Below are 25,504 nucleotides of genomic sequence, written 5' to 3'. Positions count from 1 at the left end.
CAAATCCGGGTTCAAAGTTCCTCTCTCGCTCGTGTAGCATCCGCGCCTATGAAAGTTCCAGGAAGATTTACCAGCGGCTTGATGTTGCTGTTCACGAGCTGCGGCGCATGGGCGCAAAGCGAATTGGACGTGCGGATCAAGCCCTCTAACGACGCACTGAAAGCCAACATCGAAGGCTACATCGGCGGGGTGGGCGATCGTGATGAAGAAGCGCTGCTGCGGTTCAGCCGTGGCGCCGAGGAGCAGGCGCGCAAAGCGGCCCAGGCCCTGGGCTTCTATCAGCCACAGATCGCCAGCGATGTGCAGGGCGGCAAGAACCCGCGCCTGATCCTCACCATCGACCCCGGCGAGCCCGTGCATTTGCGCAACGTCACCCTGCGGGTCGACGGCCCGGCGGCGAACCTCAAGGCGTTTCGCGTGCCTGCCAGTGACGATCTCAAGCCCGGGGCGGTGCTCAACCACGGCCATTACGATGATGCCAAGCGTCTGATCCAGAACCAGGCATCGCGCTACGGCTTTTTCAGCGGGCGCTTTACGCGTCAGACACTCTCCGTCGATCCCCAGGCGGGCGTCGCCGATATCGAGTTGGTTTACGACAGCGGCCCACGCTACAGCATGGGCAAGGTCAGCTTTAGCGGCGACACTCCATTCGATGAAGAACTGCTGCAACGCATGGTGCCCTTTGAAAGTGGCACCCCTTACGACTCCGAACTGATCGCCGAACTCAACCAGAACCTGCAAGGCAGTGGCTTCTTCGACAGCGTGCGCGTGGACGCCAGCCCCACGGCCTCGACCAATGACGTGATTCCGGTGGCCGTGCAACTGGACACGCGCAAGCCACGCACGATGGGCCTGGGCCTGGGTTTTTCGACGGACGTCGGCCCGCGCGGCAAGGCCAACTGGACGCGCCACTGGGTCAATCCCCAGGGCCACAGTTATGGCTGGGAGGCCGAGCTTTCGGCACCACGGCAGAACGTCGGCCTGTGGTATGACGTCCCGCTCGACCCACCGCTCACCGACAAACTGCGCTTCGCCGGCGGTTACCAGAATGAAGAGCTGGCCAACACCGACACCTTGAGCAAGCTGCTCACCGTCGGGCCCGAATGGCACAGTAAATTGCCCAGCGGCTGGACGCGGGTTATCTCGCTCAAATACCAGCGTGAAGAATACCGCCTGGGCAATGACTCGGGCCTGAGCAACCTGGTGATGCCGGGGATCAGCTACTCCTACCTGCGCAGCGACAACCGCATCGATCCGCACAACGGTTATCGCCTGATGTTCGACAGCAAGGTCGCCAAGGAAGGGCTCGGTTCCGACACCAATCTGCTGTACGGCACGGCCACGATCAAGGGCTTGACCACCTTGTGGGATAACCACCGGTTCCTGGGCCGCGCGCAAGTGGGTGGCAGTGCCACCAACGGCTACAAGTCGGTACCGCCGTCGCTGCGCTTCTTTGCCGGTGGCGACCAGAGCGTGCGCGGCTATGAATACCAGACCCTGTCACCGGAGAACGATCGCGGTGACCGCATCGGCGGCCGCTACATGGTGGCGCTGAGTGCCGAGTACCAATATTCCATCGCCGACAAATGGCGGATCGCGACCTTTATCGACCAGGGCAACTCGTTCAATACCCTGGAAATGCCCAGCCTGAAAACCGGTGTCGGTGTGGGCGTGCGCTGGGTCTCGCCGGTTGGCCCGATCCGCCTCGACCTGGCCCATGCCCTGGAAGACCCGGGCGGCATTCGATTGCACTTTTCCATGGGGCCTGAGCTGTGATGCGTGGTTTGAAAATAGCGGGGCTGGTCCTGATGGCCATCCTCGCGGTGGCGGTGTTGGCGCTGTGGTCGGTATTGGGAACCCAGGCGGGCAGTCGCTGGGCACTGGGCCAGGTGCCGGGTTTGAGCCTGGAAAACTTCCAGGGGCGTCTGGGCGGACAGTGGAGCGCCGATCACCTGCTATGGCAGCAAGACAGCAGCCGCGTCGAGCTTGATGCGCCCAAGTTCGATTGGTCGCCGGGGTGCCTGTTGCGTATGACCCTGTGTATTGATCGCCTGGATGTGGAGCGGGTCAGCCTGCAATTTCCCCCCAGCGCCGAAGCGAGCAGCAGCGGGCCCATCGCGTTGCCCGACCTGAAACTGCCGCTGGCCATCCAGCTGGGCGACGTTCGCGTCGGTAGCCTGTTGTTCAACGGCAGCGAAGAACTCAAGGGCCTGCAACTGGCGGCGCACTGGACCTCCGCGGGTATGCAGATCGACGCCGTGCACCTGCAACGCGACGGCCTGGTGCTGGACCTCGCCGGCCTGCTGCAACCCGTCGGCGACTGGCCTTTGACGGCCAGCGGTAATCTCAGCCTGCCTTACGCCCCGGGCGGCGCACCGTGGACGGTGGCCCTCAAGGTCGATGGCGACTTGCTCAAGACCCTCAAGCTCGACGCCGACAGCAGCGGCTACCTGCCGGCCAAGCTCAGTGGCGAGTTGCAGCCGCTGGTGGACAATCTGCCGGCGCAATTGCGCATCACCGCAGACGCCTTCAAACCCAGCGCCGACCTGCCCGACACCTTGCAACTCAATCAATTGGACCTGAGCGCCAAGGGCGACCTGAAAAACGGTTACCAATTGCTGGGCAAAGCGCTGCTACCGGCGGAAAAAGGCCCGGTGGACCTGCTGCTGCAAGGCAAGGTCGACGCCAAGGGCGCACAGATCGCCGGTCTGGACCTGACGGCCGGCGACCAGCAAAGCCTCAAGCTCAGCGCCAACCTGGACTGGCAACAAGGCTTCAGCGCCGACGCCAAGGTCGCCTGGCTGGACTTCCCCTGGCATCGCCTGTATCCGCTGATCGACGAACCGCAGGTGACCTTGCGCACCTTCAACGGTGAAGTTTCCTATAAAGACGGCAACTACCTGGGCAACCTCAAGGCCGATCTCGACGGCCCGGCGGGCAAGTTCAATGTGGTCACACCGTTCAGTGGCGACCTCAAGCAAATTTTTCTGCCCGAGCTGAAGCTGACGGCCGGCCAGGGCAAGGCCGAAGGGCGTTTGAGCGTACAGTTCGCAGACGGCATCGCCTGGGACACCGCGTTGGATTTGACCGCGTTGAACCCGGCCTATTGGGTCGCCGAATTGCCCGGCACCCTGGCCGGGCCGCTGCGCAGCAAAGGCGAATTCAACAACGAGCAACTCAAGCTCAACGCCGACCTTGACCTCAAGGGCCGTCTGCGCGGGCAAACCGCCGTGCTGGCCGCTAAGGCCGAAGGCGCGGGCGAACAATGGACCCTCGCCAACCTGGACATCCGTCTGGGCGACAACCGTATCAGCGGCAGTGGCAGCCTGCAGCAGCGCCTGGCCGGGCAGATCGACATCAAGCTGGCCCGCCTGGCCCAGCTCTGGCCGCAACTGCGTGGGCAGATCAACGGCCGCGTCGATGTCACCGGCACTCTGAAGGCGCCGCAGGGCAAACTCGATCTCAAGGGCCAGCAACTGGCATTGGCCGACAACCGCCTGCAAAACCTCAGCCTCGACGCGACACTGGACAGCGCCCAGCGCGCCAGGATCGACCTCAAGGGCAGCGGCATCCAGAGCGGCGAGACCCAAGTTGGTACCCTCACCGCCAGCGCCCAGGGTGATATCAAGAGCCAGAAAGTCCAGCTGGACCTGGCCGGTCCTTTGCTCAAGCTGGCCCTGGCCCTGGACGGCAACCTCGATAAAGGCAACTGGCGCGGGCGCCTGGCCAGCGGCGACGTGCAAGCGGGTGGCCAGGACTGGAGGCTGCAAGCCCCGGCGAAAATCGAGCGCCTGGCCGATGGCAAGCTGACCTTTGCCGCCCATTGCTGGGTGTCCGGTGGCGCCAGCCTGTGCGGCGAAGACCAGCGCCTGATGCCCGAGCCGAAGCTGCGGTACCACCTCAAGCAATTCCCCCTCGACAGCCTCGCGGGCTTTTTGCCCAAAGACTTCGCCTGGCAGGGCAGGCTCAATGCCGACGTGCAGCTCGATCTGCCGGCCAGCGGCCCCAAAGGCGTGGTGTCGGTGGACGCCGGTGGCGGCACCCTGCGCGTCAAGGACAAGAATCAGTGGTTGGATTTCCCGTACGACACCCTCAAGCTGGAAACCACCCTCAACCCCAAGCGTATCGACACCCAGTTGAACTTCCGTGGCGGCAAGCTCGGCGAGTTGCTGTTGCAGGCGCAGATCAACCCGTTGCCGGCCAACAAGCCGATCACCGGCACTTTCAGCCTCACCGGGCTGGACCTGGCGGTGGCTCGGCCTTTCGTGCCGATGGTGGAAAAACTCAGCGGCAAGCTCAATGGCAACGGGCGGATTTCCGGCGGCCTGCTCGCACCCCAGGTCAACGGCAGCGTGAATCTGGTCGATGGCGAAATCTCCGGGCCTGAACTGCCGGTGAGCCTGGAAGGCCTGAACGTGCAGGCGCTGATTGCCGGCGAAAGCGTGCAGCTCAATGGCGCCTGGCGCAGCGGCAAGGCCGGGCAGGGCAGCCTCAAGGGCCAGATCGACTGGGGCCGCGCCCTGGTGGTGGACCTGAGCCTCAAGGGTTCGCAACTGCCGGTGACGGTCGAGCCCTATGCCGTATTGGAAGTGGCGCCCGACCTGAAGATCAGCCTCAAGGACGACAAGCTGGCGATTGCCGGCAAGGTGCACATCCCGCGCGGCGATATCACCGTGCGCGAGCTGCCGCCGTCGACGGTCAAGGTGTCCGATGACACGGTGATCGTCGGCAGCCAGACCGAAGAGGGCAAGCCGCCGATGGCGATGGCCATGGATATCGACGTGGAAGTGGGCGAAGACCAACTCAACTTCGCCGGCTTCGGCCTCACCGCCAAAGTGCAAGGCCACGTGCATATTGGCGACAACATGGACACCCGTGGCGAACTGTGGCTCAACGATGGCCGTTACCGGGCCTACGGCCAGCGCCTGAATGTGCGCCGTGCGCGCCTATTGTTCGCCGGGCCGTTGGATCAGCCGTTCCTGGATATCGAGGCGGTACGCGTGACCACCGAGTCTTCCCGCACGGTCACCGCCGGCATTCGGTTGAGCGGCAGTGCCGAGCAGCCGACCACGCAGATCTTCTCCGAGCCCGCCATGGCCCAGGAGGACGCGTTGTCCTACCTGGTGCTGGGGCGTTCGCGCACCAACAACGGTGAAGACAACAACATGCTCGCCGAAGCCGCCCTGGGCCTGGGCCTAATGGGCAGCGCCGGGGTGACCTCAGACATCGCCACCAAGTTGGGTATCCAGGATTTCGACCTGGATACCCAAGGCAGCGGCAACAGCACGGCGGTGGTGGCCAGCGGCAAGATCAACGAAAAACTCAGCCTGCGTTACGGGGTTGGGGTGTTCGAACCGGCCAACACCATCGCGTTGCGCTACCTGCTGAGCAAGAAGGTGTACCTGGAAGTGGCCACCGGCGTGGCCAGTTCGCTGGACATCTTCTACAAGCGCGATTTCTAAGCATCACGCGGTCAAAAAATGTGGGAGGGGGCTTGCCCCCGATAGCAGCGTGTCAGTCAGCTATCTGTACCTGACCCACCGCTATCGGGAGCAAGCCCCCTCCCACATTGGCATGTATTTCACTCAAGTTTTCATGTGATTACCAAGCAACCTAACTATTCCATTTGACATTCGCTGCCTAAGCAGTAATATCTCGTCACACATTCACTGCCTAGGCAGTAATAAGGTGACTTCCGATGCCGCATTTCACCCCTGAAAACTTCCACAACTGCCATCTCGGGCTGTTGCTGGGCCGCGCTGCGATCCTCAAGGACCGCATCATCGACACCCATATGGAACCCCACGGCATTACCGCCGCGCAGTTCAAGGTGTTGATCATCATGGCCCAGTTCGGTGTCGACACACCGGCCGAGCTGTGTCGCAACCTGTCCCTGGACAGCGGCTCGATGACGCGCATGCTCGACCGGCTGGAGCAGAAAAAGCTGCTCAGTCGCAAGCGTTCCGACCTGGACCGCCGCCAGGTGCAGTTGGTGCTCACCGCCGACGGCCAGCGTCTGGCAGACATGCTGCCGCAGATCGGTGCCCAGGCCCTTAACCAACTGGCCGGTGTGCTTGAGGCGGGCGAGCTGGAAACCTTGGAGCGGATCCTCAAGAAAATTCTGATAGCTGCGGGTGATCCCATCACCCTTCAGCGGGTAGGACAATGATGAACACACGCGCATTCAGCCTGGTGCTGATGGCGATGACGTTGGCCGGTTGTGCCAACTACAGCGGCCTTGACACCCAGGGCAAACGCCTCGACGCCAATAGCTTGCACACCGGCAAATCCCTGAGCGGTGTGAGCCTGTCCAGCGCCGCCTGGCCGGCCGCCGACTGGTGGAAAAGCCTCGGCGACCCACAGCTCGACGGCCTGATCCAGGAAGCCCTGCAACACAGCCCCGATATGCAGGTCGCCAGTGCCCGTGCGCACCAGGCCGAAGCTGCGGCCTATGCCGCCAACGCCGCGCGCATGCCCACCGTGGATGCCAGCGTCGGTGTCAGCCGTTCGCGGCTGGCCAAGGACCAGGACCCGCGCGGGGAGGGCGATGCCTATTCGACGGTGCGCAACATCGGCGCCAGCTTCAATTACAACTTCGACCTGTGGGGCGGCCAGCGCGCCGCCTGGGAAGCCGCCTTGGGGCAGGCCCGCGCCGCCGAAGTCGACCAGCAGGCCGCGCGCCTGACCCTGGCCGCCAATGTGGCCAAGGCCTACAGCGATCTGGGCCAGGCGCATATCGTGCGTGACCTGGCTGCCGACGACCTTAAGCGCACCCGCCAGATGCTCGACCTGAGCAAGCGCCGCCTGAGTTCCGGCATCGACAGCGAATACCAATACCAGCAAACCGAAAGCCTGGAAGCCAGCTCCCAGTCGCAGTTGATCGATGCGGAAAAACAACTGCAAAGCGCCAAGATCGCCCTGGCTGTGCTGCTCGGTAAAGGCCCGGACCGTGGCAACGAACTGGCGCGCCCGAATGTACTGAAACCCACGGCGGTCGCCGTGCCGTCGGTGTTGCCCGCCGAGCTGCTCGGCCGGCGCCCGGACCTGGTCGCCGCGCGCTGGCGGGTGGAAGCTGCGAGCAAGGACATCGCCGCCAGCAAGACCCGTTTCTACCCCAACCTCAACCTGAGCGCGAGCGCCGGCGCCGAATCGTTGCTGGGCGACGCCATGTTCGGTTCGGCCAGCCGCTTCTTCAATATCGCGCCGACGATTTCGCTGCCGATCTTCGACGGTGGCCGCCTGCGCGCCGACCTCGACGCCCGCGACGCCGATTACGACCTGGCCGTGGCCCAGTACAACAAAACCCTGGTGCAAGCCTTGGGTGACATCGGCAGCACCTTGTCGCAACTGCGCGACACCGGGCGGCAGATCCAGGCGCAGCAACACGCCGCCGATATCGCCCAGCAGTCTTATGACACCGGGGTGCAACGCTACAGCTCCGGCATCGGTAATTATCTGGATGTGCTCAGCATCGAGCAGCAATTGCTGCAGGCCCAGCGTCAGTTGGCGTCCTTGAATGCTGCGCAGATCGATCTGTCGATTCAATTGATGCAGGCCCTGGGTGGCGGGTTCAACGCCAGCAACGTGGCCGCGCCCACCCCAGCCAACCGCACGGAATAATTTGAGGTATTTGTCATGGCCACTGCCGACAGCAACACCGCACCCGAACAAACCAAAGACAACAACCCGCGCAAACGCAAAGTCATGCTGATCGGCCTGGCGCTGATCGTCATCCTCGGTGTCGTCGGCGTCTGGGCCTGGCACGAGTTCTACGGGCGCTTCAACGAAAGCACCGATGACGCTTATGTGAATGGCAACGTGGTGGAAATCACCCCGCTGGTCACCGGCACCGTGGTCAGCATTGGCGCCGACGATGGCGACCTGGTCCACGAAGGCCAGGTGTTGGTCAACTTCGACCCCAACGACGCCGCCGTCGGCCTGCAAAGTGCCCAGGCCAACCTGGCCCGTACCGTGCGCCAGGTTCGCGGTTTGTACAGCAACGTCGATGGGATGAAAGCCCAGGTCAACGCGCAGAAAGCGGACGTGCAGACCGCCCAGGACAACTACAACCGGCGTAAGACCCTGGCCCAGGGCGGAGCGATCTCCCAGGAGGAGCTGTCCCACGCCCGTGACAGCCTGACCGCCGCCAAAAACGCCTTAACCAACCTTGAGCAGCAACTCAAAACCAGTAATGCCCTGGTGGATGACACGGTGATTTCGTCCCACCCGGATGTGCAGGCGGCCGCCGCGCAACTGCGCCAGGCTTACCTGGCCAACGCGCGCAGCACCTTGATCGCCCCGGTCACAGGCTATGTGGCCAAGCGCACCGTGCAACTGGGCCAGCGCGTGCAACCGGGTACCGCGCTGATGGCGGTGATTCCGCTGGACCAGCTGTGGATCGATGCCAACTTCAAGGAAACCCAGCTGCGTGATATGCGCATCGGCCAGCCGGTGGATATCGAATCGGACATTTACGGCAGCGATGTGAAGTACAGCGGCACCGTCGACAGCCTGGGCGCCGGCACTGGCAGCGCGTTTGCCTTGCTGCCCGCGCAGAACGCCACCGGCAACTGGATCAAGATCGTGCAGCGGGTGCCGGTGCGCATCCATATCAACGCCGAAGAGCTGGCCAAGCACCCGTTGCGGGTCGGCTTGAGTACTGTGGTCAACGTGGACCTGCATGACCAGAGCGGCCCGGTGCTGGCGCAACAGGCGCCGCAGAAGGCCTCGTTCACCACCAACGTGTATGACCGCCAATTGGCCGAAGCCGATGCCATGATCAACCAGTTGATCCATGACAACAGCGTCGCCGCTCCCAAGGCTGCGCAACGCTGATGAGCAATAACGCCTCGTTCACGCCACCCAGTCTGGTGATGGCCACTATCGGGCTGTCGCTGGCGACCTTCATGCAGGTGCTCGACACCACTATCGCCAACGTGGCGTTGCCGACCATTTCCGGCAACCTGGGCGTGAGTTCGGAGCAGGGCACCTGGGTCATTACCTCGTTTGCGGTGAGCAACGCCATTGCCTTACCGCTCACCGGTTGGTTGAGCCGGCGCTTCGGCGAGGTGAAGCTGTTTCTGTGGGCGACCCTGCTATTCGTGCTGGCGTCGTTCCTGTGCGGTATTTCCACCTCGATGCCCGAATTGATCGGCTTTCGCGTGCTGCAGGGCCTGGTTGCCGGGCCGTTGTACCCGATGACGCAAACCTTGCTGATCGCGGTGTACCCGCCGGCCAAGCGCGGCATGGCTCTGGCACTATTGGCGATGGTCACGGTGGTGGCGCCGATTGCCGGGCCGATCCTCGGCGGCTGGATCACCGACAGCTACAGTTGGCCATGGATCTTCTTCATCAACGTGCCCATCGGCATCTTTGCGGTGATGGTGGTGCGTGCGCAGCTCAAGAAACGCCCGGTGCAGACCAGCCACCAACCGATGGATTACGTCGGGCTGCTCAGCCTGATCGTCGGGGTCGGCGCCTTGCAGATCATCCTCGACAAGGGCAATGACCTGGATTGGTTCGAGTCCAACTTCATCATCATCGGTGCGGCCATTTCGGTGATCGCCCTGGCGGTGTTCATCATCTGGGAAATGACCGACAAGCACCCGGTGGTCAACCTGCGCTTGTTTGCCTACCGCAACTTCCGTATCGGCACCATTGTGTTGGTCGGCGGCTATGCGGGTTTCTTCGGCATCAACCTGATCCTGCCGCAATGGCTGCAGACCCAGATGGGCTACACCGCCACCTGGGCCGGCTTGGCGGTGGCGCCGATCGGTATTCTGCCGGTGCTGATGTCGCCGTTCGTGGGCAAGTACGCGCACAAGTTCGACCTGCGCCTGCTGGCGGGGCTGTCATTCCTGGCGATGGGCTTGAGCTGTTTCATGCGTGCGAGCTTCACCAACGAGGTGGATTTCCAGCACATCGCCCTGGTGCAGTTGTTCATGGGTATCGGCGTGGCGCTGTTCTTCATGCCGACCTTGAGCATCCTGATGTCCGACCTGCCGCCGCAGCAGATTGCCGACGGCGCCGGTCTGGCGACCTTCCTGCGGACCCTGGGCGGCAGCTTCGCGGCGTCGCTCACCACCTGGATCTGGATTCGCCGCGCCGACCAGCACCATGCCTACATGAGCGAGAACATGACCGTCTATGACTCGACCACGCGCGATGCCGTGCAGGCGCTGGGTGGGGCAGGGCACAAGGCCTATGCGCAACTGGACCAGATTCTCACCAGCCAGGCGTACATGATGTCTACCGTGGATTACTTCACGTTGATGGGGTGGGTCTTCGTGGGGTTGATGCTGTTGGTGTGGCTGGCCAAACCGCCATTTGGCGCCAAGGCCGGGCCAGAGGCGTCCGGGCACTGACCTTCAAGAGTGAAATGCAATCAAATGTGGGAGGGGGCTTGCTCCCGATTGCGGTGGGTCAGTTACAGATTGGCTGACTGACTCACTGCTATCGGGAGCAAGCCCCCTCCCACAGTTTGATCTCTGTTCACATGGGATCAGTGGTGTTTGAGGATCATGCGCCAGGCAATGCCAACTGCGGATTGACGAAGTCAAACGCCGCCAGTTGAAAGCCTTGCTCATCCACCTGCAACGCCCAACCTTGCTTGTCCCAATCCCCCAGCACAATGCGCTTGGCCGCCTGCTCACCAATCTGCAGTTTATGGATGGCAGGGCGGTGGGTGTGGCCGTGAACTAGGGTGCGCACGCCAAAGTGTTGCATGACCCGTGGCACTTCTTCCGGCGTGACGTCGACAATGTCGTTGGCCTTCATCCGTACCTGGGCACTGCTTTCACTGCGCAGCTTGCGTGCCAGCCGGTGGCGGGTACGCAGGGGCAGGTGGCGCAGGATGAACAGCACCATCGGGTTGCGCAGAATGCGCCGCAGCTTCATATAGCCGAGGTCGCGGGTGCAGAGGCTATCGCCGTGCATCAGCAGCACGGGTTCGCCGGCGAGCTGCACGACACTCGGGTCCTTGAGCAGCGTTGCGCCTGCTGCTTTGCAGAACGCCTTGCCGATCAGGAAATCGCGGTTGCCGTGCATGATGAAAATCGGGGTGCCGCTGTCGCTCAGTTCGCGCAGTGCGGCGCAGATCGAGCGCTGGAACGGTGTCATCCCATCGTCGCCAATCCAGGCTTCGAAGAAGTCGCCCAGAATGTACAACGCCTGGGCGCCACGGGCGCGGCCGTGGAGCAGATCCAGAAACGCCCGGGTGATGTCCGGGCGCTCCTCTTCCAGATGCAAATCTGAAATCAGCAATATCACGCTTCGATGATCTCGGCTTTCTCGACGATCACGTCTTCGGCTGGAACGTCCTGGTGGCCGGCCTTGGAAGTGGTGGACACGCCTTTGATCTTGTCGACAACGTCGGTGCCTGCGGTGACTTTACCGAACACCGCGTAACCCCAACCCTGCACGTTCTTGCCGCTGTGGTTGAGGAAGGCGTTGTCGGCCACGTTGATGAAGAACTGCGCGGAGGCCGAATGCGGCTCCATGGTACGGGCCATGGCGACGGTGTACTTGTCGTTGGAAAGGCCGTTGTCCGCTTCGTTCTGGATGCTTGGGCGCTTGTCTTTCTTCTCTTTCATGCCGGGCTCGAAACCGCCGCCCTGGATCATGAAGTTGCCGATGACACGGTGGAAAACGGTGTTTTCGTAGTGGCCGGCTTTGACGTACTCGATGAAGTTGGCGACGGTGATCGGCGCTTTCTCGGCGTTCAGCTCGATGACGATGTCACCGTGGTTGGTGGTCAGTTTGACTTGAGTCATGTTCACTACTCTTTTCAGGGAATTCGTGGGGTTGGGCGAATAAACGCTTTACCTGCCTGGCTAAACGGCGGCCAAGTCGCGCAGTTTAGCGTGCCCTGCAGGAATTTCGAGGTGGTTTTTTACCGCCAAGGCAATTAAACCAGCAGTTTTTGACCGCGCTCTGTCAGGCGGTTGACAGGTTCGGCTATGATAAGCCCTTTGTTTTATCTGGCCTCACCCGGCCACGAACCTGTCTGTTCAAGGATCCTATGAGCAAGCCCACTGTCGACCCTACCTCGAATTCCAAGGCCGGACCTGCCGTCCCGGTCAATTTCCTGCGCCCGATCATCCAGGCGGACCTGGATTCGGGCAAGCACACGCAGATCGTCACCCGTTTCCCGCCAGAGCCCAACGGCTACCTGCACATCGGTCACGCCAAGTCGATCTGTGTGAACTTCGGCCTGGCCCAGGAATTCGGCGGCGTCACGCACCTGCGTTTCGACGACACCAACCCGGCCAAGGAAGACCAGGAATACATCGACGCCATCGAAAGCGACGTGAAGTGGCTGGGTTTCCAATGGTCTGGTGAAGTGCGCTATGCCTCGCAATATTTCGACCAGTTGCACGACTGGGCCGTCGAGCTGATCAAGGCCGGCAAGGCCTACGTCGACGACCTGAGCCCGGAACAGGCCAAGGAATACCGCGGCACCCTGACCGAGCCGGGCAAGAACAGCCCGTTCCGCGACCGTTCGGTAGAAGAGAACCTCGACTGGTTTGCCCGCATGCGTGCGGGTGAGTTCCCGGACGGCGCCCGCGTGCTGCGCGCCAAGATCGACATGGCCTCGCCGAACATGAACCTGCGCGACCCGATCATGTACCGCATCCGCCATGCCCACCACCACCAGACCGGTGACAAGTGGTGCATCTACCCCAACTATGACTTCACCCACGGTCAGTCGGACGCCATCGAAGGCATCACTCACTCCATCTGCACCCTGGAGTTCGAAAGCCACCGTCCGCTGTACGAATGGTTCCTGAGCAACCTGCCGGTGCCGGCACAGCCGCGCCAGTACGAGTTCAGCCGCTTGAACCTGAACTACACCATCACCAGCAAGCGCAAGCTCAAGCAGTTGGTGGATGAAAAGCACGTGTTCGGCTGGGACGACCCGCGCATGTCGACGTTGTCGGGCTTCCGCCGTCGCGGCTACACCCCGGCGTCGATCCGCAATTTCTGCGAGATGGTCGGCACCAACCGTTCCGACGGCGTGGTCGACTTCGGCATGCTCGAATTCAGCATCCGCCAGGACCTCGACGCCAATGCCCCGCGTGCCATGTGCGTGTTGCGTCCGTTGAAGGTCGTGATCACCAACTATCCGCAAGACCAGGTCGAAAACCTCGAGCTGCCGCGTCATCCGCAGAAAGAAGAGCTGGGCGTGCGCAAGTTGCCATTCGCGCGTGAAATCTACATCGACCGCGATGACTTCATGGAAGAGCCGCCAAAGGGCTACAAACGCCTGGAACCCAATGGCGAAGTGCGCCTGCGTGGCAGCTACGTGATCCGTGCCGATGAGGCCATCAAGGACGCCGATGGCAACATCGTCGAACTGCGCTGCTCTTACGACCCGGACACCCTGGGCAAGAACCCCGAAGGCCGCAAGGTCAAGGGCGTGGTCCACTGGGTCCCGGCCGCTGCCAGCATCGAGTGCGAAGTGCGCCTGTACGATCGGCTGTTCCGCTCGCCGAATCCTGAGAAAGCCGAAGACAGCGCAAGCTTCCTCGACAACATCAACCCAGATTCGCTGCAAGTTCTCACGGGTTGTCGTGCCGAGCCATCGCTTGGCGACGCACAGCCGGAAGATCGGTTCCAGTTCGAGCGCGAAGGTTACTTCTGCGCGGATATCAAGGACTCCAAACCTGGTCATCCGGTATTCAACCGTACCGTGACCTTGCGTGATTCGTGGGGCCAGTGATTCTCTAAGGAAGCCGTTGTGCTAACGATCTACAACACACTCAGCAAGACCAAAGAAGTCTTCAAGCCGCTGGATGGCAACAAGGTGCGCATGTACGTGTGCGGCATGACCGTGTACGACTACTGCCATATCGGCCATGGTCGCAGCATGGTTGCCTTCGACCTGGTGACCCGCTGGTTGCGTTTCAGCGGCTACGACTTGACCTATGTGCGCAACATCACCGACATCGACGACAAGATCATCAACCGCGCCAATGAAAACGGCGAGGCGTTCGACGCGCTGACCGAGCGCATGATCGCCGCCATGCATGAGGACGAGGCGCGCCTCAATATCCTCAAGCCGGACATGGAACCGCGCGCCACGGACCACATCCCTGGCATGCACGCGATGATCCAGACCCTGATCGACAAGGGTTACGCCTACGCCCCGGGCAACGGCGACGTGTACTACCGCGTGGTCAAGTTCATGGGCTACGGCAAGCTGTCGCGCAAGAAAATCGAAGACCTGCGCATCGGCGCGCGCATCGAAGTCGACGAGGCCAAGCAGGACCCGCTCGACTTCGTGCTGTGGAAAGCCACCAAGCCTGGCGAGCCGAGCTGGGAGTCGCCGTGGGGCGCCGGGCGTCCGGGCTGGCACATCGAATGCTCGGTGATGTCCACCTGCTGCCTGGGCGAGACCTTCGACATTCATGGCGGCGGCAGCGACCTGGAGTTCCCGCACCACGAAAACGAAATCGCCCAGAGCGAAGCGGCCACCGGCAAGACTTACGCCAATGCCTGGATGCACTGCGGCATGATCCGCATCAATGGCGAGAAGATGTCCAAGTCCTTGAACAACTTCTTCACCATCCGCGACGTGCTGGAGAAGTACCACCCGGAGGTTGTGCGTTATTTGTTGGTGTCCAGCCACTACCGCAGCGCCATCAACTACTCGGAAGACAACCTCAAGGACGCCAAGGGCGCCCTGGAGCGGTTCTACCATGCGTTGAAAGGCCTGCCTGCCGTGGCCCCCGCCGGCGGCGAAGCGTTTGTGGCACGGTTTACCGAAGTCATGAACGACGACTTCGGCACGCCGGAAGCCTGCGCGGTGCTGTTTGAAATGGTGCGTGAGATCAACCGTTTGCGTGAGACTGATCTCGACGCGGCGGCGGGTCTGGCAGCGCGCCTGAAAGAGCTGGCCAGCGTGCTGGGCGTATTGCAGATGGAAGCCGATGACTTCCTGCAAGCCGGCGCCGAAGGGCGTGTGGACGCAGCTGAAGTCGACGCGCTGATCCAGGCGCGTTTGGCGGCTCGTACCAATAAGGATTGGGCGGAGTCCGACCGTATCCGTGACCAACTGACTGCGATGGGTGTGGTGTTGGAAGACGGGAAGGGCGGGACGACCTGGCGGTTGGCTGACTGAGCGTTGGTTACTGCACGCTGAATGAAAAACGCCCCGACTGGTTCGGGGCGATCGTTCCCAAGCTCCGCGTGGGAATGCATTCCGTGATGCTCTGCGTCACCCGTACGCATAGCGGGACGCGGAGCGCCCCAGGCGGCATTCCCACGCAGAGCGTGGGAACGATCAACTCACCCGATCCAGCGTGTGAGCAGGCGTTGATGCCTGGGCCGGCCTCATACTTACTTTGCAGTAAGCCCATTACCTTTTCGTGCGTTCTTGTGGCGAGTCGCGCCAGTTTTCTATGCTGGAGTCCTATCCAATCTTCAGGAATACCCACCATGACCCTCGCGCTTGCCCCAGCCATCGCCCTTTACTTCGCCGCAGACGCCGCCAAAACAGGCGATTTCAGCGAATGTTTCACCGCCGACGCGGTGGTGAAGGATGAGGGCCATACCTATATCGGGTTGCCAGCGATCCAGGCCTGGAAGGACGGCACCTCCGACAAGTACACCTACACCAGCGAACCCTTCGCCTGTGAAGTACAGGGCGATAAAACCGTGGTCACCAGCCATCTGGTCGACGATTTTCCTGGAAGCCCGCTGGACTTGCGGTATGTCTTCGGCCTGGAAGGCGGCAGGATCGCTGCATTGGAGATTCTGGTATGAGTTCGACCGCCGCGGGCTGCGTGGTCGCTACAAACAGCGGCACCAAGTCCGTGATCGACGGCGGGACCACGCCTACGGTCTAGCTCGCGGGTTTGGCGGCCTGCCATTTGAGCAGCCCGTCCAGCACCGGGCACAGGCTCTGGCCCCATTCGGTCATGCGGTATTCGACCGATTCCTGGAGGGTGGCGAAAATGGGCGGCACGAATACGGTCCATCGCTTGGCATCGATCGCACATTTTTAGCTCAGGCATAAAAAAACGCCCGCTACCTGGGTGCGGGCGTTGTGCGCTCGAAGTTTAACCGGGCGGCGAAACGCGGTCGATGGATTTGGCGACCGCCGAAGGGTGTGCAGCCATTTTTAAGTAACACCCTAAACACTGTCGGAACCGACTGGCGGTCAAAATGTTGACTTTCGCTTTGATTATAGTCTTGCCGAATTCACCCTAGGTTTCAGAGTTTCCTTACAGTCTCCCCTCAAGCAGGGCAGGTAATGTTTTGTTTATTACTTGTCGTTGTAAGAAGGGAAACTATATGCAAATGCTTACAGAGACCAGGGACGCGGGTTCAGGCTTGCCGCCACATGGCGGTAAATTGATCGTCGGCCTCGCGAGTACGTCAGAGCAACTGCGAGAAGTACAAGCCCTTCGTTATAAAGTGTTCAATGAAACTTTCCAGGCGACGGCACTTAAGAACGCGCAAGGTTTGAATGTCGACGAGTTTGATGACTATTGCGACCATCTGATTGTGCGCGATACCGCAACGGACTGCGTGGTCGGTACTTATCGTGTAATGAGTCCGACGGCGGCCCGGCACTTGGGGCACTACTACTCGGAGAATGAATTCGACCTGAGCCGTCTGGATCATTTGCGTGCCCGTATTATCGAAGCGGGGCATGCCTGTGTGCACCCTGACTACCGCAGCGGCAGCGTGATCATGATGCTGTGGTCAGGCCTGGCAGCCTATATGCAACGTGAAGGGTGTGATTACTTGATGGGGTGTGCCAGCGTCAGTTTGACGGATGGCGGTCATCACGCATCGGCGATCTATCGTGCGTTTAAGCCTGAACAATTTGCGCCCTCTGAATATCGTGTCATCCCTCATATACCCTTTGTGCTTCATGAAGTGAAAAGCGCACAACCTGCGCCCATGCCACCTTTATTAAAAGGTTATTTGCGCAGTGGTGCCTGGGTGTGCGGCGAACCGGCGTGGGACGCTGATTTTCATTCGGCTGATTTCTTTATGTTGTTACCGTTATCGAATTTGGATCAGCGTTATGCGCGTCATTATTTGAAGTGAATAAGTGGGCACTCCGTTGAGTGTGGTTGGGATATTGCACGAATCATTGAAGGGTTTTAAGCACATGTTTTTGACAGAAGAACGCAATACGGCTTTTGAGCTGATACCGCAAATGGCAGCCTTCCTTGAATCCGCATCGCTTTTGGAGCTTGAACGGGGAGAGTCTCAACGATTGGCCGATCTGTTTCGAACAGTGGGCCGGCCTGGGCTTGCCATCGCTGAGACACTGGGTGGAGGAGGTGTCAGTGCGCGCAAGTTGGCGCAGTTGCATACGTGGGTCGGCGCACACTGTCCTTCATTGGCGGTGATGATGACCATGCATCACCACACCGTGGCCGGCATGATGGCGGGCAGTTATTTCTTTCCTGATCTTGAAGGACTGTTGAGCATCGTTGCACGCAACGACTTGTTGGTTGCGTCCGGGTTCGCCGAAGGACGTGCGCATTCGGATATTTTGGCGTCAACCATGGCCGTGGAGAAAACCGCCGACGGCTATGTGGTCAATGGCAGCAAGAAACCGTGCACCATGACCCATCACTTCGATGTGATCACGTTTGGCGTCAATTACGTTGATCCGCAAGGCCAGATGCACCTTGGCATTGGCGCGGGGTTGGCGGGGGATCCCCGTATCGAGCGGAAAACATTTTGGTCTGTTCCCCATTTGCAGGCGGCCGACAGTCACGAGGTGCGGTTCAATAACCTGGTGGTTCCCGAGTCCATGATGCATTTCAGCAAAACCGTGGATGAGCAGCTCGATGAGGATCAACAGGGCACGGGTAACCATTTGTTTGCGATCTGGTTCCAGTTGCTGGCGGCGGCGTCCTACCTGGGCATGGCGTCCGCGTTGGCATCGCGCGCCTTGACGGCCGGTAAGGGGACGCCGGAAGACCGGGCGCTGTTGCTGATCGATCTGCAAGGGGCGACGATGGCGTTGCAGGGGTTGGCCACTTCGATAGACGAAAACCGCTTCTTGCGCACCGACCTGGCGCGTGCACAGGCCACACGCTTCGCGGTGCAGGAAGCGGTCAATCGTATCGGCACGCGTGCCTTCGAACTCATGGGCGGCATGGCGTTCATGTCGTCGGAAGAAGTCGCCTATCTGCTGGTGGCAACGCGTGTGTTGGCGTTCCACCCGACTTCCAGGGTCGCCAGCAGCGCATTTCTATGTGAGCAACTGGGCTAAAAGGTTGGGGGAACCAGACCTTTCGCTTGGCACAAAACCAAATGTGGGAGGGGGCTTGCCCCCTCCCACATTTTAAATCAGCGGCGGCTGCTGACCTCGGCGGGCACGTCGTCCCCGGCCATGCGCTTGCGGAACAACGCGGTACGGGCCAATAGCAAGGTGGTCACCGGCACCGTGATCGACAACAGAATCGGGATCAACCAGCCGTGCAACACCGGCCCGGACTTGAGCACCGAAAAATAGATAATCGACGCCAATGCCACGCACCACGCCCCAATGGTCGAGGCCAGGGCTGGCGGGTGCATGCGCTGGAAGAAGTCTTTCATCCTCAGCAAACCAATCGCTCCGATCAACGCGAACACGCTGCTGAGCACCAGCAGTATCGCCACGACGATTTCCATCCACAACGGCATCATTCAATCACCTCCCCACGCAGCAGGAATTTGGCCAGGGCGAACGAGCCGACGAAGCCGAACAGCGCAATCAACAGCGCCGCTTCAAAGTAGGTGTCACTGGCATAGCGAATGCCCAGCACCAGCATCATTAGCATCGCCAGGATGTACAGATAGTCCAGCGCCAGTACCCGGTCCTGGGCCGAGGGGCCTTTGAACAGGCGGATCAAGGTCAGCACCATCGCCAGGGAAAATAGGAACAGGCTGAACAGGATCGCATTGGAGAGCAGGGCGCTCATTCGAAGATCTCCATCAGGGGCCGCTCATAGGTGGCTTTGAAGTGCGCGATAAACGGCGCTTCCTCGTCCAGGTCGAACACGTGCAAGAGCAGGATGCTGCGGTCCAGCGCCAGTTCGGACCAGATGGTGCCGGGGATCACCGTGGTGATCATCGACAGCGCCGCGAGGCCGTTGGGGCTGCGCAGGTCCAGGGGGATCTTGATAAAGCGCGAACGCGGCGCGCGTGAACCGCAGGTCAAGACGCCCCAGGCCACTTGCAGGTTGGAGACAATCACGTCGCGGCCCACCAGCAGGAACAGGCGCAGGATCACGCCGGGACGGCGCAGGCTGATCGGTTGCGGGCGCAGTGGCGCCATCATCAATGGCGCAAGCACGCCCAGCAGCGCACCGAGCAGCAGGTTGCCGGGGCTGATGGACAAGTTCAGCACCAGCCATAAGCCCAACAAGGCCAGCGACAGCCACGGCGCGGGAAACAGGCGTTTCATGGCTGTACCTCCAGGGCGGCGGCCTTGGCTTCAGGGCTGGGCACCGGACGCGTCGCCATCACTGCCATTACGTAATGCTCAGGGTTATTCAGGCTGTTGGCGGTGGCCAGGGTGTAGCGCATCAGGGGCTCGGCCTTGAAGGTCAGCGCAATGCTCAGGCCCAGCAGCAGGAAGATCGGCATACATTCGTAGCGGCGCAGCAGGGGCGATGGGCGCTCTTCGGGGGTCCAGAAGCGCTGGATGCCGAGCCGTGCGAAGGCAATCAGCGAGGCCAGGCCCGACAGGATCAACAGCGCCACCAGGCCCCAGGCCGCCGGGCGAATCGGTTCATCCAGCGCATTGCCCAGGCCCAGCGGGTTGACCAGCGCGCTTAACAAACTGAGCTTGCCGATAAACCCGGACAGCGGCGGCATGCCAATGATCAGCAGCGCGCAAGCGACGAAGCTCAACCCCAGGAACGCCATGGTCCATGGAATCACCTGGCCGACCACGGCTTTCTGTTCATCGTCGAGGTTGACGCCGGGGCGTGGATGCAGGGATTCCATGGCCTTGGGCAGTGCGTCGATCTCTTCATCCAGCGGCAGGTCATTGGCCGAGCGCGAACGTTCGATCAATTCAGCCAGCAGGAACAGCGCGCTCAGCGCCAGGGTGGAGCTGACCAGATAAAACAGCGCACCCGCCGTCAGGCTCGGCTGGGCAAAGCCCACCGCCGACAGCAGGATGCCGGCCGAGACCAGAATGCTCAGGCTCGCCATGCGTTCCAGGCGCTGCGCCGCGAGCATTGCCAGTGCCGCGCAGACAATCGTGGCCATGCCGCCGTACACCAGCCAGTCACCGCCAAACAACGCCGAAGCGCCGGCCTGGCCGGAGAACAGCAGCGTCCACAAGCGCAGCACGGTGTACACGCCCACCTTGGTCATGATCGCGAACATCGCCGCCACCGGCGCGCTGGCCGAAGAGTAGGCCGGGGCCAGCCAGAAGTTCAGCGGCCACATACCGGCCTTGGCCAGGAATGCGGTGGCCAGGATCGCCGCACCGGCGTGCAACAGGCCGCGATCGGCCTCCGGCACCAGCGGGATTTTCAGCGCCAGGTCAGCGAAGTTCAGCGTGCCGGTGACCCCGTAGATCATCGCCGCGCCAATCAGGAACAGCGACGACGCCAGCAGGTTGATCGCGATGTAATGCAGCCCCGACGACACCCGCGCGCGGCCCGAGCCGTGCAGCATCAAGCCGTAGGACGCCGCCAGCAGCACCTCGAAAAACACGAACAGATTGAACAGGTCAGCGGTGAGGAAGGCGCCGTACAGGCCCATCATCTGCACCTGGAACAGCGCATGGAAACTGGTGCCGGCACGGTCCCAGCGGGCCATGGCGAACAGCAGCGCGCTCACGCCGATGATCCCGGTCAGCACCAGCATCAGTGCCGACAGTTGGTCCACCACCAGCACGATGCCGAACGGCACTTGCCAGTTGCCCGGCAGGTACACGCCGATCGAGCCGGGGCCGCCTTTTTGCGTCCAGTACAACAGCAGCACGGCGATGCCCAGCCCCAGCATGCTCGAGACCAGGTTGATTTTTGCCTTCAGCGGGCGGCGCTTCTCGCCGAGCATCAGCATTAGCGCGGCGGTCAGCAAGGGCAGCAGGATCGGCGCAACGATCAGTTGATTGACCCAATTCATGCCTTGGGCTCCCGGCCATCCACATGGTCGGTACCGGTCAGGCCACGGGAGGCCAGCAGCACCACCAGGAACAACGCGGTCATGGCGAAGCTGATCACGATCGCCGTGAGCACCAGCGCCTGGGGCAGGGGGTCGGTGTAGTTGAGCAGGTCCTGGGGCACGCCGTCCTTGATGATTGGCTCCTTGCCGATAAACAGGCTGCCCATGCTGAAAATGAACAGGTTGACGCCGTAGGACAACAGGCACAGGCCCATCACCACCTGGAATGTCCGTGGCCGCAGGATCAACCAGACGCCGGAGGCCGCCAGCACCCCAATGGCAATTGCAATGACTTCTTCCATCAGGCGGCAGCTCCTTGTGGGTTGGCGACGGCTTTGAGCTGGTTGCTCGGTTTGTGCGCGCGCACCGATTGGTGGCCGAGGGCGGTGAGCATCAGCAGGGTCGAACCGACGACCATGGCGTAGACGCCGACGTCGAAAAACAATGCGCTGGCGACATGGATATCGCCCAGCATCGGCACGCTCAGGTGCCAGGTATGGGTGGTGAGGAACGGGTATCCGGCGAACAACGCACCAAGCCCGGTGAGGGTCGCCGACAGCAGGCCGAAACCCATCCAGCGCATCGGCCGCAGGCTCATCTGCGCCTCGACCCACTGCGTACCGGCCACCATGTATTGCAGGATGAACGCCACCGACATCACCAACCCCGCGACAAAGCCGCCGCCCGGTTGGTTATGGCCGCGCATGAACAGGTAGAACGACACCACCAGCGCTATCGGCAACAGCAGGCGCACCAGCACCGCCGGCACCATCATGAAGCCCAGGGCGGTGTCGCTGGCCTGGCGCGGGTTGACCAGGTCGGTGGCGACATCGGGCGCGAGCTGGCGCTGTTGAGGCGGCAGTTCCATGCTTTCTTTCGACGGGCGGAAGCGCCGCAGCAGCGCGTACACGGTCAGCGCCACTGCGCCGAGCACGGTGATCTCGCCAAGGGTGTCGAAGCCGCGGAAGTCCACCAGCATCACGTTCACCACATTGCTGCCGCCGCCCTCGGGCAGGGCGCGGCTGAGGTAGAACGAGGAGATATCGTTGGGCGTCTGGCGGGTCAGCATCGCGTAAGACAGCAGCGCCATACCGCCGCCCACCACAGTGGACAGCAGAAAGTCGCGCAGGCGCCGGATACGCGCCTTGCGCAGCGAGCTGGGCAGCGGCGAGACTTCTTCGATCCGCCGTGGCAGCCAGCGCAGGCCGAGCAGGATCAGCACGGTGGTCACCACTTCCACCACCAGTTGCGTCAGCGCCAGGTCCGGCGCCGAGAACCACACAAAGGTAATGCAGGTCATCAGGCCGCACACGCTGACCATGGTGAGGGCCGCCAGCCGGTGGTACTTGGCCTGCCAGGCGGCGCCCAGCGCGCAGGCAATCGCCAGCAACCACAGGGTGACGAACACGATGGAACCGGGGATTTTCGGCCGGTCGCCCCAGCTCAGGCCGCTGTTGAACATGGGGATCATGGCGCCGATCACCGCGACGATCACCAGCAGGAACAATTGGGTTTGCAGGCGCTTGGTGCTGATGCGTTTTTCCAGGCGACGCACGCCGCGCATCATCAGCACCAGGCAGCGCTCGAAGCCGCGCTTGCCGTTGAAATAGCCGACCAGGGGCGGGTAGGCGAAGCGGCCACGCTTGAGTTGTTTGCGCAGCATCAGGTACAGCACCACACCGCCGCACATGGCCACCAGGCTCATGATCAACGGAGCGTTCCAGCCGTGCCAGATCGCCAGGCTGTACTCGGGCAGCACGCCGCCCACTACGGGCAACGCGGCGGCGGCGAGGATCGAGCCGACCATCTGGGCCGGGAAAATCCCCACCAGCAGGCAGGTGAACACCAACAGCTCAACCGGCGCGCGCATCCAGCGAGGGGGTTCGTGGGGCGTGTGGGGCAAGTTGGTGGCAGGCGGGCCGAAGAACACATCCACGGTAAACCGCAACGCATAGGCCACGCTGAAGGTGCCGGCGATGGTCGCGATCAATGGCAGCGTGATTTCCACCCATTTTGTCGCCGAGATAAACACCGTTTCGGCGAAGAACATCTCTTTGGACAAGAAGCCATTGAGCAATGGCACGCCGGCCATCGAGGCACTGGCCACCATCGCCAGGGTCGCGGTGAACGGGATCAGGCGCACCAACCCACTGAGCTTGCGGATATCCCGCGTGCCGCTTTCGTGGTCGATGATGCCCGCAGCCATGAACAGCGAGGCCTTGAACGTGGCGTGGTTGAGGATGTGGAACACTGCCGCGACAGCCGCCAGCGGGCTATTGAGGCCCAGCAGCAAGGTGATCAGACCCAGGTGACTGATGGTGGAGTAGGCCAGCAGGCCCTTGAGATCGTTTTGAAACATGGCGCAGTAAGCGCCGAGGAGGAGGGTAATGGCGCCGGCACCGCCGACGATCCAGAACCATTCTTCGCTGCCCGACAGCGATGGCCACAGGCGGGCCAGCAGGAACACGCCGGCCTTCACCATCGTGGCCGAATGCAGATAGGCCGACACCGGCGTTGGCGCCGCCATCGCGTGGGGCAGCCAGAAGTGGAAGGGGAACTGCGCGCTTTTGCTCAAGGCGCCGATCAACACGAGGGCGAGCATCGCCGGGTACAGCGAGTGCGCGCGAATCTGGTCGCCCGCCGCCAGCACCTGGTCCAGGTCATAGCTGCCGACGATATGCCCGAGCAACATCACCCCGGCCAACAGGCACAGGCCGCCCGCGCCGGTGACCATCAACGCCATGTAGGCACCGCGCCTGGCATCGGCGCGGTGGTGCCAGTAACCGATCAACAGGAACGAGAACAGGCTGGTCAGTTCCCAGAAAAACACGATCTGGATCAGGTTGCCGGAAATCACCAGGCCGAGCATGGCGCCCATGAAAGCCAGGAAAAACGCGAAAAAACGCGGCACCGGGTCGTCCGGCGACATGTAGTAACGCGCATACAGCGCCACCAGCGTACCGATGCCCAGCACCAGCATTGAGAACAGCCAGGCGAAGCCATCCATGCGCAGCACGAAATTCAGGCCGAGGCTGGGCAACCACATGAATTCTTCACGGATCACGCCGCCATGGGCGATCTGGGGGTAAAGCAGCGCGACTTGTATGGTGCCGACCAAGGCCACCAGGCCGGCCAGCAAGGATTCGGTGTTGCGTGCGTTGTGCGGCAGCAAGGCCGCCAGACAGCTGCCAATGAATGGCAGAAGCAGTAGAACTATCAGGGACATAGGCTTCTAATCTGCGGGAGTTTGGGATGCATCATACGTGCCGCTTTCTCGATCACCAAACGGCAAGATGTGGCAGGATCCTACAAGAGCAGTGGAAAACAGCTACAAGCTGCAAGCTGCAAGAGAATAGCCGACCGCGTATTTCTTGCAGCTTGCAGCTTGCAGCTTGTAGCTTGCAGCTCAAAACATCACCCCTGACTTTCCCCTTCAACTTCGGCCCTGGCATCAACAACTTTAGGGCTGCTCCTCTTCATCTCACTCACAATCACCGCCAGCACAATCAACGCCGCTCCTACCATCGCAATCGGCGGGAATCGCTCGCCGGCAAGCCGACCGACCACGCCCGCCCATACTGGCTCGCCGGCATAGATCAGGGTAGCCCGGGTCGGCGAAACACTCTGCTGCGCCCAGTTCATCGCCACCTGGATCACCGCGCTGGTCAAGCCCAGGCCGACCGCACTGAACAGCAGCAACCACGAAAAGCCCGGCAATGCCTCGCCCATCGGCACCACCATCAGGAACGACAACAGCGACGCCGTGGCCAGCTGCACCACGGTCACCCGACGCACATCCACTTGGCCGGCATAAGCGCTGATCAGAATGATTTCGGCGGCTACCGCCATTGCGCAGATCAGCGTGGCGATTTCACCGGGGCTGAAATTGAAAGAAGCGCCGGCCGGCCCGGTTAACAGCATCAATCCGGTAAACGCCAGCATGATGCCAATACTTGGCAGCAGTGCCGGGCGCCGCCCCAGTACCAGCCATTGCAATAGCGGCACGAACGGCACATACAACGCGGTGATAAACGCCGACTGGCTGCTCGGAATGCTCTGCAGGCCAATGGTCTGCAAGCCGTAACCGAACATGATCGCCACGCCGATGAACACCCCGGCTTTCAACTCGAACAGGGTCAGGTCGCGCAAAGTACGCAAGGAAAAAACGCCGACCACAATGGCCGCCGCCGCAAACCGCAGGCCGACAAAAAACATCGGCCCGCTGACCGCCATGGCATGCTGCACCAGCAAAAAGGTGGCGCCCCAGATCATGGTGATCACCACCAGGATGCATTCGGCTTTGCTGAAGCGATTGAAACGCGAAGGGGAGTTCGGGGCAGTCATGGCGGCTCGGTCTTGCAAGAGA

General features: G+C 61.6%; 21 protein-coding genes. 11 read left to right on the top strand and 10 right to left on the bottom strand.

Annotated features, from left to right (window positions below; all coding sequences use genetic code 11):
* Positions 1 to 48 precede the first annotated feature (48 nt).
* The 6 genes from C4J90_RS16200 to C4J90_RS16175 all read left to right on the top strand — a co-directional run bounded on the left by C4J90_RS16200 (position 49) and on the right by C4J90_RS16175 (position 10,364).
* Positions 49 to 1,776 carry an autotransporter assembly complex family protein gene (locus C4J90_RS16200; RefSeq protein ID WP_124420315.1) on the top strand — a complete coding sequence of 576 codons (1,728 nt, stop codon included), beginning with the start codon at positions 49 to 51 and terminating at the stop codon, positions 1,774 to 1,776.
* Positions 1,776 to 5,462 carry a translocation/assembly module TamB domain-containing protein gene (locus tag C4J90_RS16195; protein WP_124420314.1) on the top strand — a complete coding sequence of 1,229 codons (3,687 nt, stop codon included), beginning with the start codon at positions 1,776 to 1,778 and terminating at the stop codon, positions 5,460 to 5,462. Before C4J90_RS16200 ends, C4J90_RS16195 begins: the two co-directional genes overlap by 1 nt.
* Positions 5,463 to 5,698: 236 nt before the next feature.
* On the top strand, positions 5,699 to 6,169 hold the full coding sequence (locus C4J90_RS16190) for a MarR family winged helix-turn-helix transcriptional regulator (protein ID WP_124371113.1): 471 nt from the start codon (positions 5,699 to 5,701) through the stop codon (positions 6,167 to 6,169).
* Positions 6,169 to 7,620 (top strand): efflux transporter outer membrane subunit, encoded by a 1,452-nt coding sequence (locus C4J90_RS16185; RefSeq protein WP_124420313.1) that lies wholly within the window; start codon positions 6,169 to 6,171, stop codon positions 7,618 to 7,620. Before C4J90_RS16190 ends, C4J90_RS16185 begins: the two co-directional genes overlap by 1 nt.
* Positions 7,621 to 7,635: 15 nt before the next feature.
* Complete coding sequence (locus tag C4J90_RS16180) at positions 7,636 to 8,835, top strand: efflux RND transporter periplasmic adaptor subunit (protein WP_124420312.1); 1,200 nt, start codon at positions 7,636 to 7,638, stop codon at positions 8,833 to 8,835.
* On the top strand, positions 8,835 to 10,364 hold the full coding sequence (locus tag C4J90_RS16175; protein ID WP_124363340.1) for a DHA2 family efflux MFS transporter permease subunit: 1,530 nt from the start codon (positions 8,835 to 8,837) through the stop codon (positions 10,362 to 10,364). Before C4J90_RS16180 ends, C4J90_RS16175 begins: the two co-directional genes overlap by 1 nt.
* Before the next feature lie 154 nt (positions 10,365 to 10,518).
* Here C4J90_RS16175 and lpxH read toward each other — a convergent pair whose 3' ends face one another.
* The gene (lpxH, locus tag C4J90_RS16170) at positions 10,519 to 11,268 is read right to left on the bottom strand and encodes a UDP-2,3-diacylglucosamine diphosphatase (RefSeq protein ID WP_124363339.1); all 750 of its coding nucleotides are present in this window, start codon (positions 11,266 to 11,268) and stop codon (positions 10,519 to 10,521) included.
* Positions 11,265 to 11,771 (bottom strand): peptidylprolyl isomerase, encoded by a 507-nt coding sequence (locus tag C4J90_RS16165; RefSeq protein ID WP_065877469.1) that lies wholly within the window; start codon positions 11,769 to 11,771, stop codon positions 11,265 to 11,267. Before C4J90_RS16165 ends, lpxH begins: the two co-directional genes overlap by 4 nt.
* A gap of 248 nt (positions 11,772 to 12,019) precedes the next feature.
* Here C4J90_RS16165 and C4J90_RS16160 point away from each other — a divergent pair, with 248 nt between their 5' ends.
* From C4J90_RS16160 to C4J90_RS16150, 3 genes are all read left to right on the top strand, one after another.
* A complete protein-coding gene (locus tag C4J90_RS16160) occupies positions 12,020 to 13,720 on the top strand; it encodes a glutamine--tRNA ligase/YqeY domain fusion protein (RefSeq protein WP_124420311.1) in 1,701 nt (566 codons plus the stop codon).
* An 18-nt stretch (positions 13,721 to 13,738) separates the two neighbouring features.
* Positions 13,739 to 15,121 (top strand): cysteine--tRNA ligase, encoded by a 1,383-nt coding sequence (gene cysS / locus C4J90_RS16155; protein ID WP_124420310.1) that lies wholly within the window; start codon positions 13,739 to 13,741, stop codon positions 15,119 to 15,121.
* A gap of 317 nt (positions 15,122 to 15,438) precedes the next feature.
* Positions 15,439 to 15,765, top strand: a complete 327-nt coding sequence (locus C4J90_RS16150) for a nuclear transport factor 2 family protein (RefSeq protein WP_124420309.1) — start codon at positions 15,439 to 15,441, stop codon at positions 15,763 to 15,765.
* Between the two features lie 79 nt (positions 15,766 to 15,844).
* Here C4J90_RS16150 and C4J90_RS16145 read toward each other — a convergent pair whose 3' ends face one another.
* Positions 15,845 to 15,967: a winged helix-turn-helix transcriptional regulator gene (locus C4J90_RS16145; RefSeq protein ID WP_256658873.1), complete on the bottom strand. Its 123-nt coding sequence runs from the start codon at positions 15,965 to 15,967 to the stop codon at positions 15,845 to 15,847.
* A 329-nt stretch (positions 15,968 to 16,296) separates the two neighbouring features.
* Between C4J90_RS16145 and C4J90_RS16140 the strand changes: the two genes are divergently transcribed.
* Both C4J90_RS16140 and C4J90_RS16135 read left to right on the top strand, forming a co-directional pair.
* Complete coding sequence (locus C4J90_RS16140) at positions 16,297 to 17,061, top strand: GNAT family N-acetyltransferase (protein WP_124420308.1); 765 nt, start codon at positions 16,297 to 16,299, stop codon at positions 17,059 to 17,061.
* 64 nt (positions 17,062 to 17,125) lie between these two features.
* Positions 17,126 to 18,244 carry an acyl-CoA dehydrogenase family protein gene (locus tag C4J90_RS16135; protein ID WP_124420307.1) on the top strand — a complete coding sequence of 373 codons (1,119 nt, stop codon included), beginning with the start codon at positions 17,126 to 17,128 and terminating at the stop codon, positions 18,242 to 18,244.
* Positions 18,245 to 18,321: 77 nt separating this feature from the next.
* On the opposite strand, the gene C4J90_RS16130 is transcribed toward C4J90_RS16135, so the two are convergent.
* The 7 genes from C4J90_RS16130 to C4J90_RS16100 form a co-directional block, all read right to left on the bottom strand.
* The gene (locus tag C4J90_RS16130; protein WP_124363333.1) at positions 18,322 to 18,660 is read right to left on the bottom strand and encodes a Na+/H+ antiporter subunit G; all 339 of its coding nucleotides are present in this window, start codon (positions 18,658 to 18,660) and stop codon (positions 18,322 to 18,324) included.
* Positions 18,657 to 18,935, bottom strand: coding sequence for a K+/H+ antiporter subunit F (locus C4J90_RS16125; protein WP_005789171.1), 279 nt, complete (start codon positions 18,933 to 18,935; stop codon positions 18,657 to 18,659). The genes C4J90_RS16130 and C4J90_RS16125 overlap by 4 nt, the downstream gene beginning before the upstream one ends.
* Positions 18,932 to 19,420, bottom strand: coding sequence for a Na+/H+ antiporter subunit E (locus tag C4J90_RS16120; protein ID WP_124363332.1), 489 nt, complete (start codon positions 19,418 to 19,420; stop codon positions 18,932 to 18,934). Before C4J90_RS16120 ends, C4J90_RS16125 begins: the two co-directional genes overlap by 4 nt.
* Positions 19,417 to 21,099 (bottom strand): monovalent cation/H+ antiporter subunit D, encoded by a 1,683-nt coding sequence (locus tag C4J90_RS16115; RefSeq protein WP_124415003.1) that lies wholly within the window; start codon positions 21,097 to 21,099, stop codon positions 19,417 to 19,419. Before C4J90_RS16115 ends, C4J90_RS16120 begins: the two co-directional genes overlap by 4 nt.
* Positions 21,096 to 21,440, bottom strand: coding sequence for a Na+/H+ antiporter subunit C (locus C4J90_RS16110; RefSeq protein WP_124363330.1), 345 nt, complete (start codon positions 21,438 to 21,440; stop codon positions 21,096 to 21,098). The genes C4J90_RS16115 and C4J90_RS16110 overlap by 4 nt, the downstream gene beginning before the upstream one ends.
* Positions 21,440 to 24,364, bottom strand: a complete 2,925-nt coding sequence (locus C4J90_RS16105) for a monovalent cation/H+ antiporter subunit A (RefSeq protein ID WP_124420306.1) — start codon at positions 24,362 to 24,364, stop codon at positions 21,440 to 21,442. Before C4J90_RS16105 ends, C4J90_RS16110 begins: the two co-directional genes overlap by 1 nt.
* A 188-nt stretch (positions 24,365 to 24,552) precedes the next feature.
* Complete coding sequence (locus C4J90_RS16100; protein ID WP_124363328.1) at positions 24,553 to 25,482, bottom strand: DMT family transporter; 930 nt, start codon at positions 25,480 to 25,482, stop codon at positions 24,553 to 24,555.
* Positions 25,483 to 25,504: the final 22 nt, after the last annotated feature.

The organism is Pseudomonas sp. R2-60-08W (genome assembly GCF_003852335.1).
Lineage (GTDB): Bacteria > Pseudomonadota > Gammaproteobacteria > Pseudomonadales > Pseudomonadaceae > Aquipseudomonas.
Note: the sequence above shows the minus strand (reverse complement) of the source record. Positions and strands in the feature narration are given on the sequence as shown.

Bases quoted from the DNA above. Each gene is read 5' to 3' on its own strand.
- C4J90_RS16200 (WP_124420315.1), top strand. From the start codon at position 49: ATGAAAGTTCCAGGAAGATTTACCAGCGGCTTGATGTTGCTGTTCACG.
- C4J90_RS16195 (WP_124420314.1), top strand. From the start codon at position 1,776: ATGCGTGGTTTGAAAATAGCGGGGCTGGTCCTGATGGCCATCCTCGCG.
- C4J90_RS16190 (WP_124371113.1), top strand. From the start codon at position 5,699: ATGCCGCATTTCACCCCTGAAAACTTCCACAACTGCCATCTCGGGCTG.
- C4J90_RS16185 (WP_124420313.1), top strand. From the start codon at position 6,169: ATGAACACACGCGCATTCAGCCTGGTGCTGATGGCGATGACGTTGGCC.
- C4J90_RS16180 (WP_124420312.1), top strand. From the start codon at position 7,636: ATGGCCACTGCCGACAGCAACACCGCACCCGAACAAACCAAAGACAAC.
- C4J90_RS16175 (WP_124363340.1), top strand. From the start codon at position 8,835: ATGAGCAATAACGCCTCGTTCACGCCACCCAGTCTGGTGATGGCCACT.
- C4J90_RS16165 (WP_065877469.1), bottom strand. From the start codon at position 11,771: ATGACTCAAGTCAAACTGACCACCAACCACGGTGACATCGTCATCGAG.
- C4J90_RS16160 (WP_124420311.1), top strand. From the start codon at position 12,020: ATGAGCAAGCCCACTGTCGACCCTACCTCGAATTCCAAGGCCGGACCT.
- C4J90_RS16150 (WP_124420309.1), top strand. From the start codon at position 15,439: ATGACCCTCGCGCTTGCCCCAGCCATCGCCCTTTACTTCGCCGCAGAC.
- C4J90_RS16140 (WP_124420308.1), top strand. From the start codon at position 16,297: ATGCAAATGCTTACAGAGACCAGGGACGCGGGTTCAGGCTTGCCGCCA.
- C4J90_RS16135 (WP_124420307.1), top strand. From the start codon at position 17,126: ATGTTTTTGACAGAAGAACGCAATACGGCTTTTGAGCTGATACCGCAA.
- C4J90_RS16130 (WP_124363333.1), bottom strand. From the start codon at position 18,660: ATGATGCCGTTGTGGATGGAAATCGTCGTGGCGATACTGCTGGTGCTC.
- C4J90_RS16125 (WP_005789171.1), bottom strand. From the start codon at position 18,935: ATGAGCGCCCTGCTCTCCAATGCGATCCTGTTCAGCCTGTTCCTATTT.
- C4J90_RS16120 (WP_124363332.1), bottom strand. From the start codon at position 19,420: ATGAAACGCCTGTTTCCCGCGCCGTGGCTGTCGCTGGCCTTGTTGGGC.
- C4J90_RS16115 (WP_124415003.1), bottom strand. From the start codon at position 21,099: ATGAATTGGGTCAATCAACTGATCGTTGCGCCGATCCTGCTGCCCTTG.
- C4J90_RS16110 (WP_124363330.1), bottom strand. From the start codon at position 21,440: ATGGAAGAAGTCATTGCAATTGCCATTGGGGTGCTGGCGGCCTCCGGC.
- C4J90_RS16105 (WP_124420306.1), bottom strand. From the start codon at position 24,364: ATGTCCCTGATAGTTCTACTGCTTCTGCCATTCATTGGCAGCTGTCTG.
- C4J90_RS16100 (WP_124363328.1), bottom strand. From the start codon at position 25,482: ATGACTGCCCCGAACTCCCCTTCGCGTTTCAATCGCTTCAGCAAAGCC.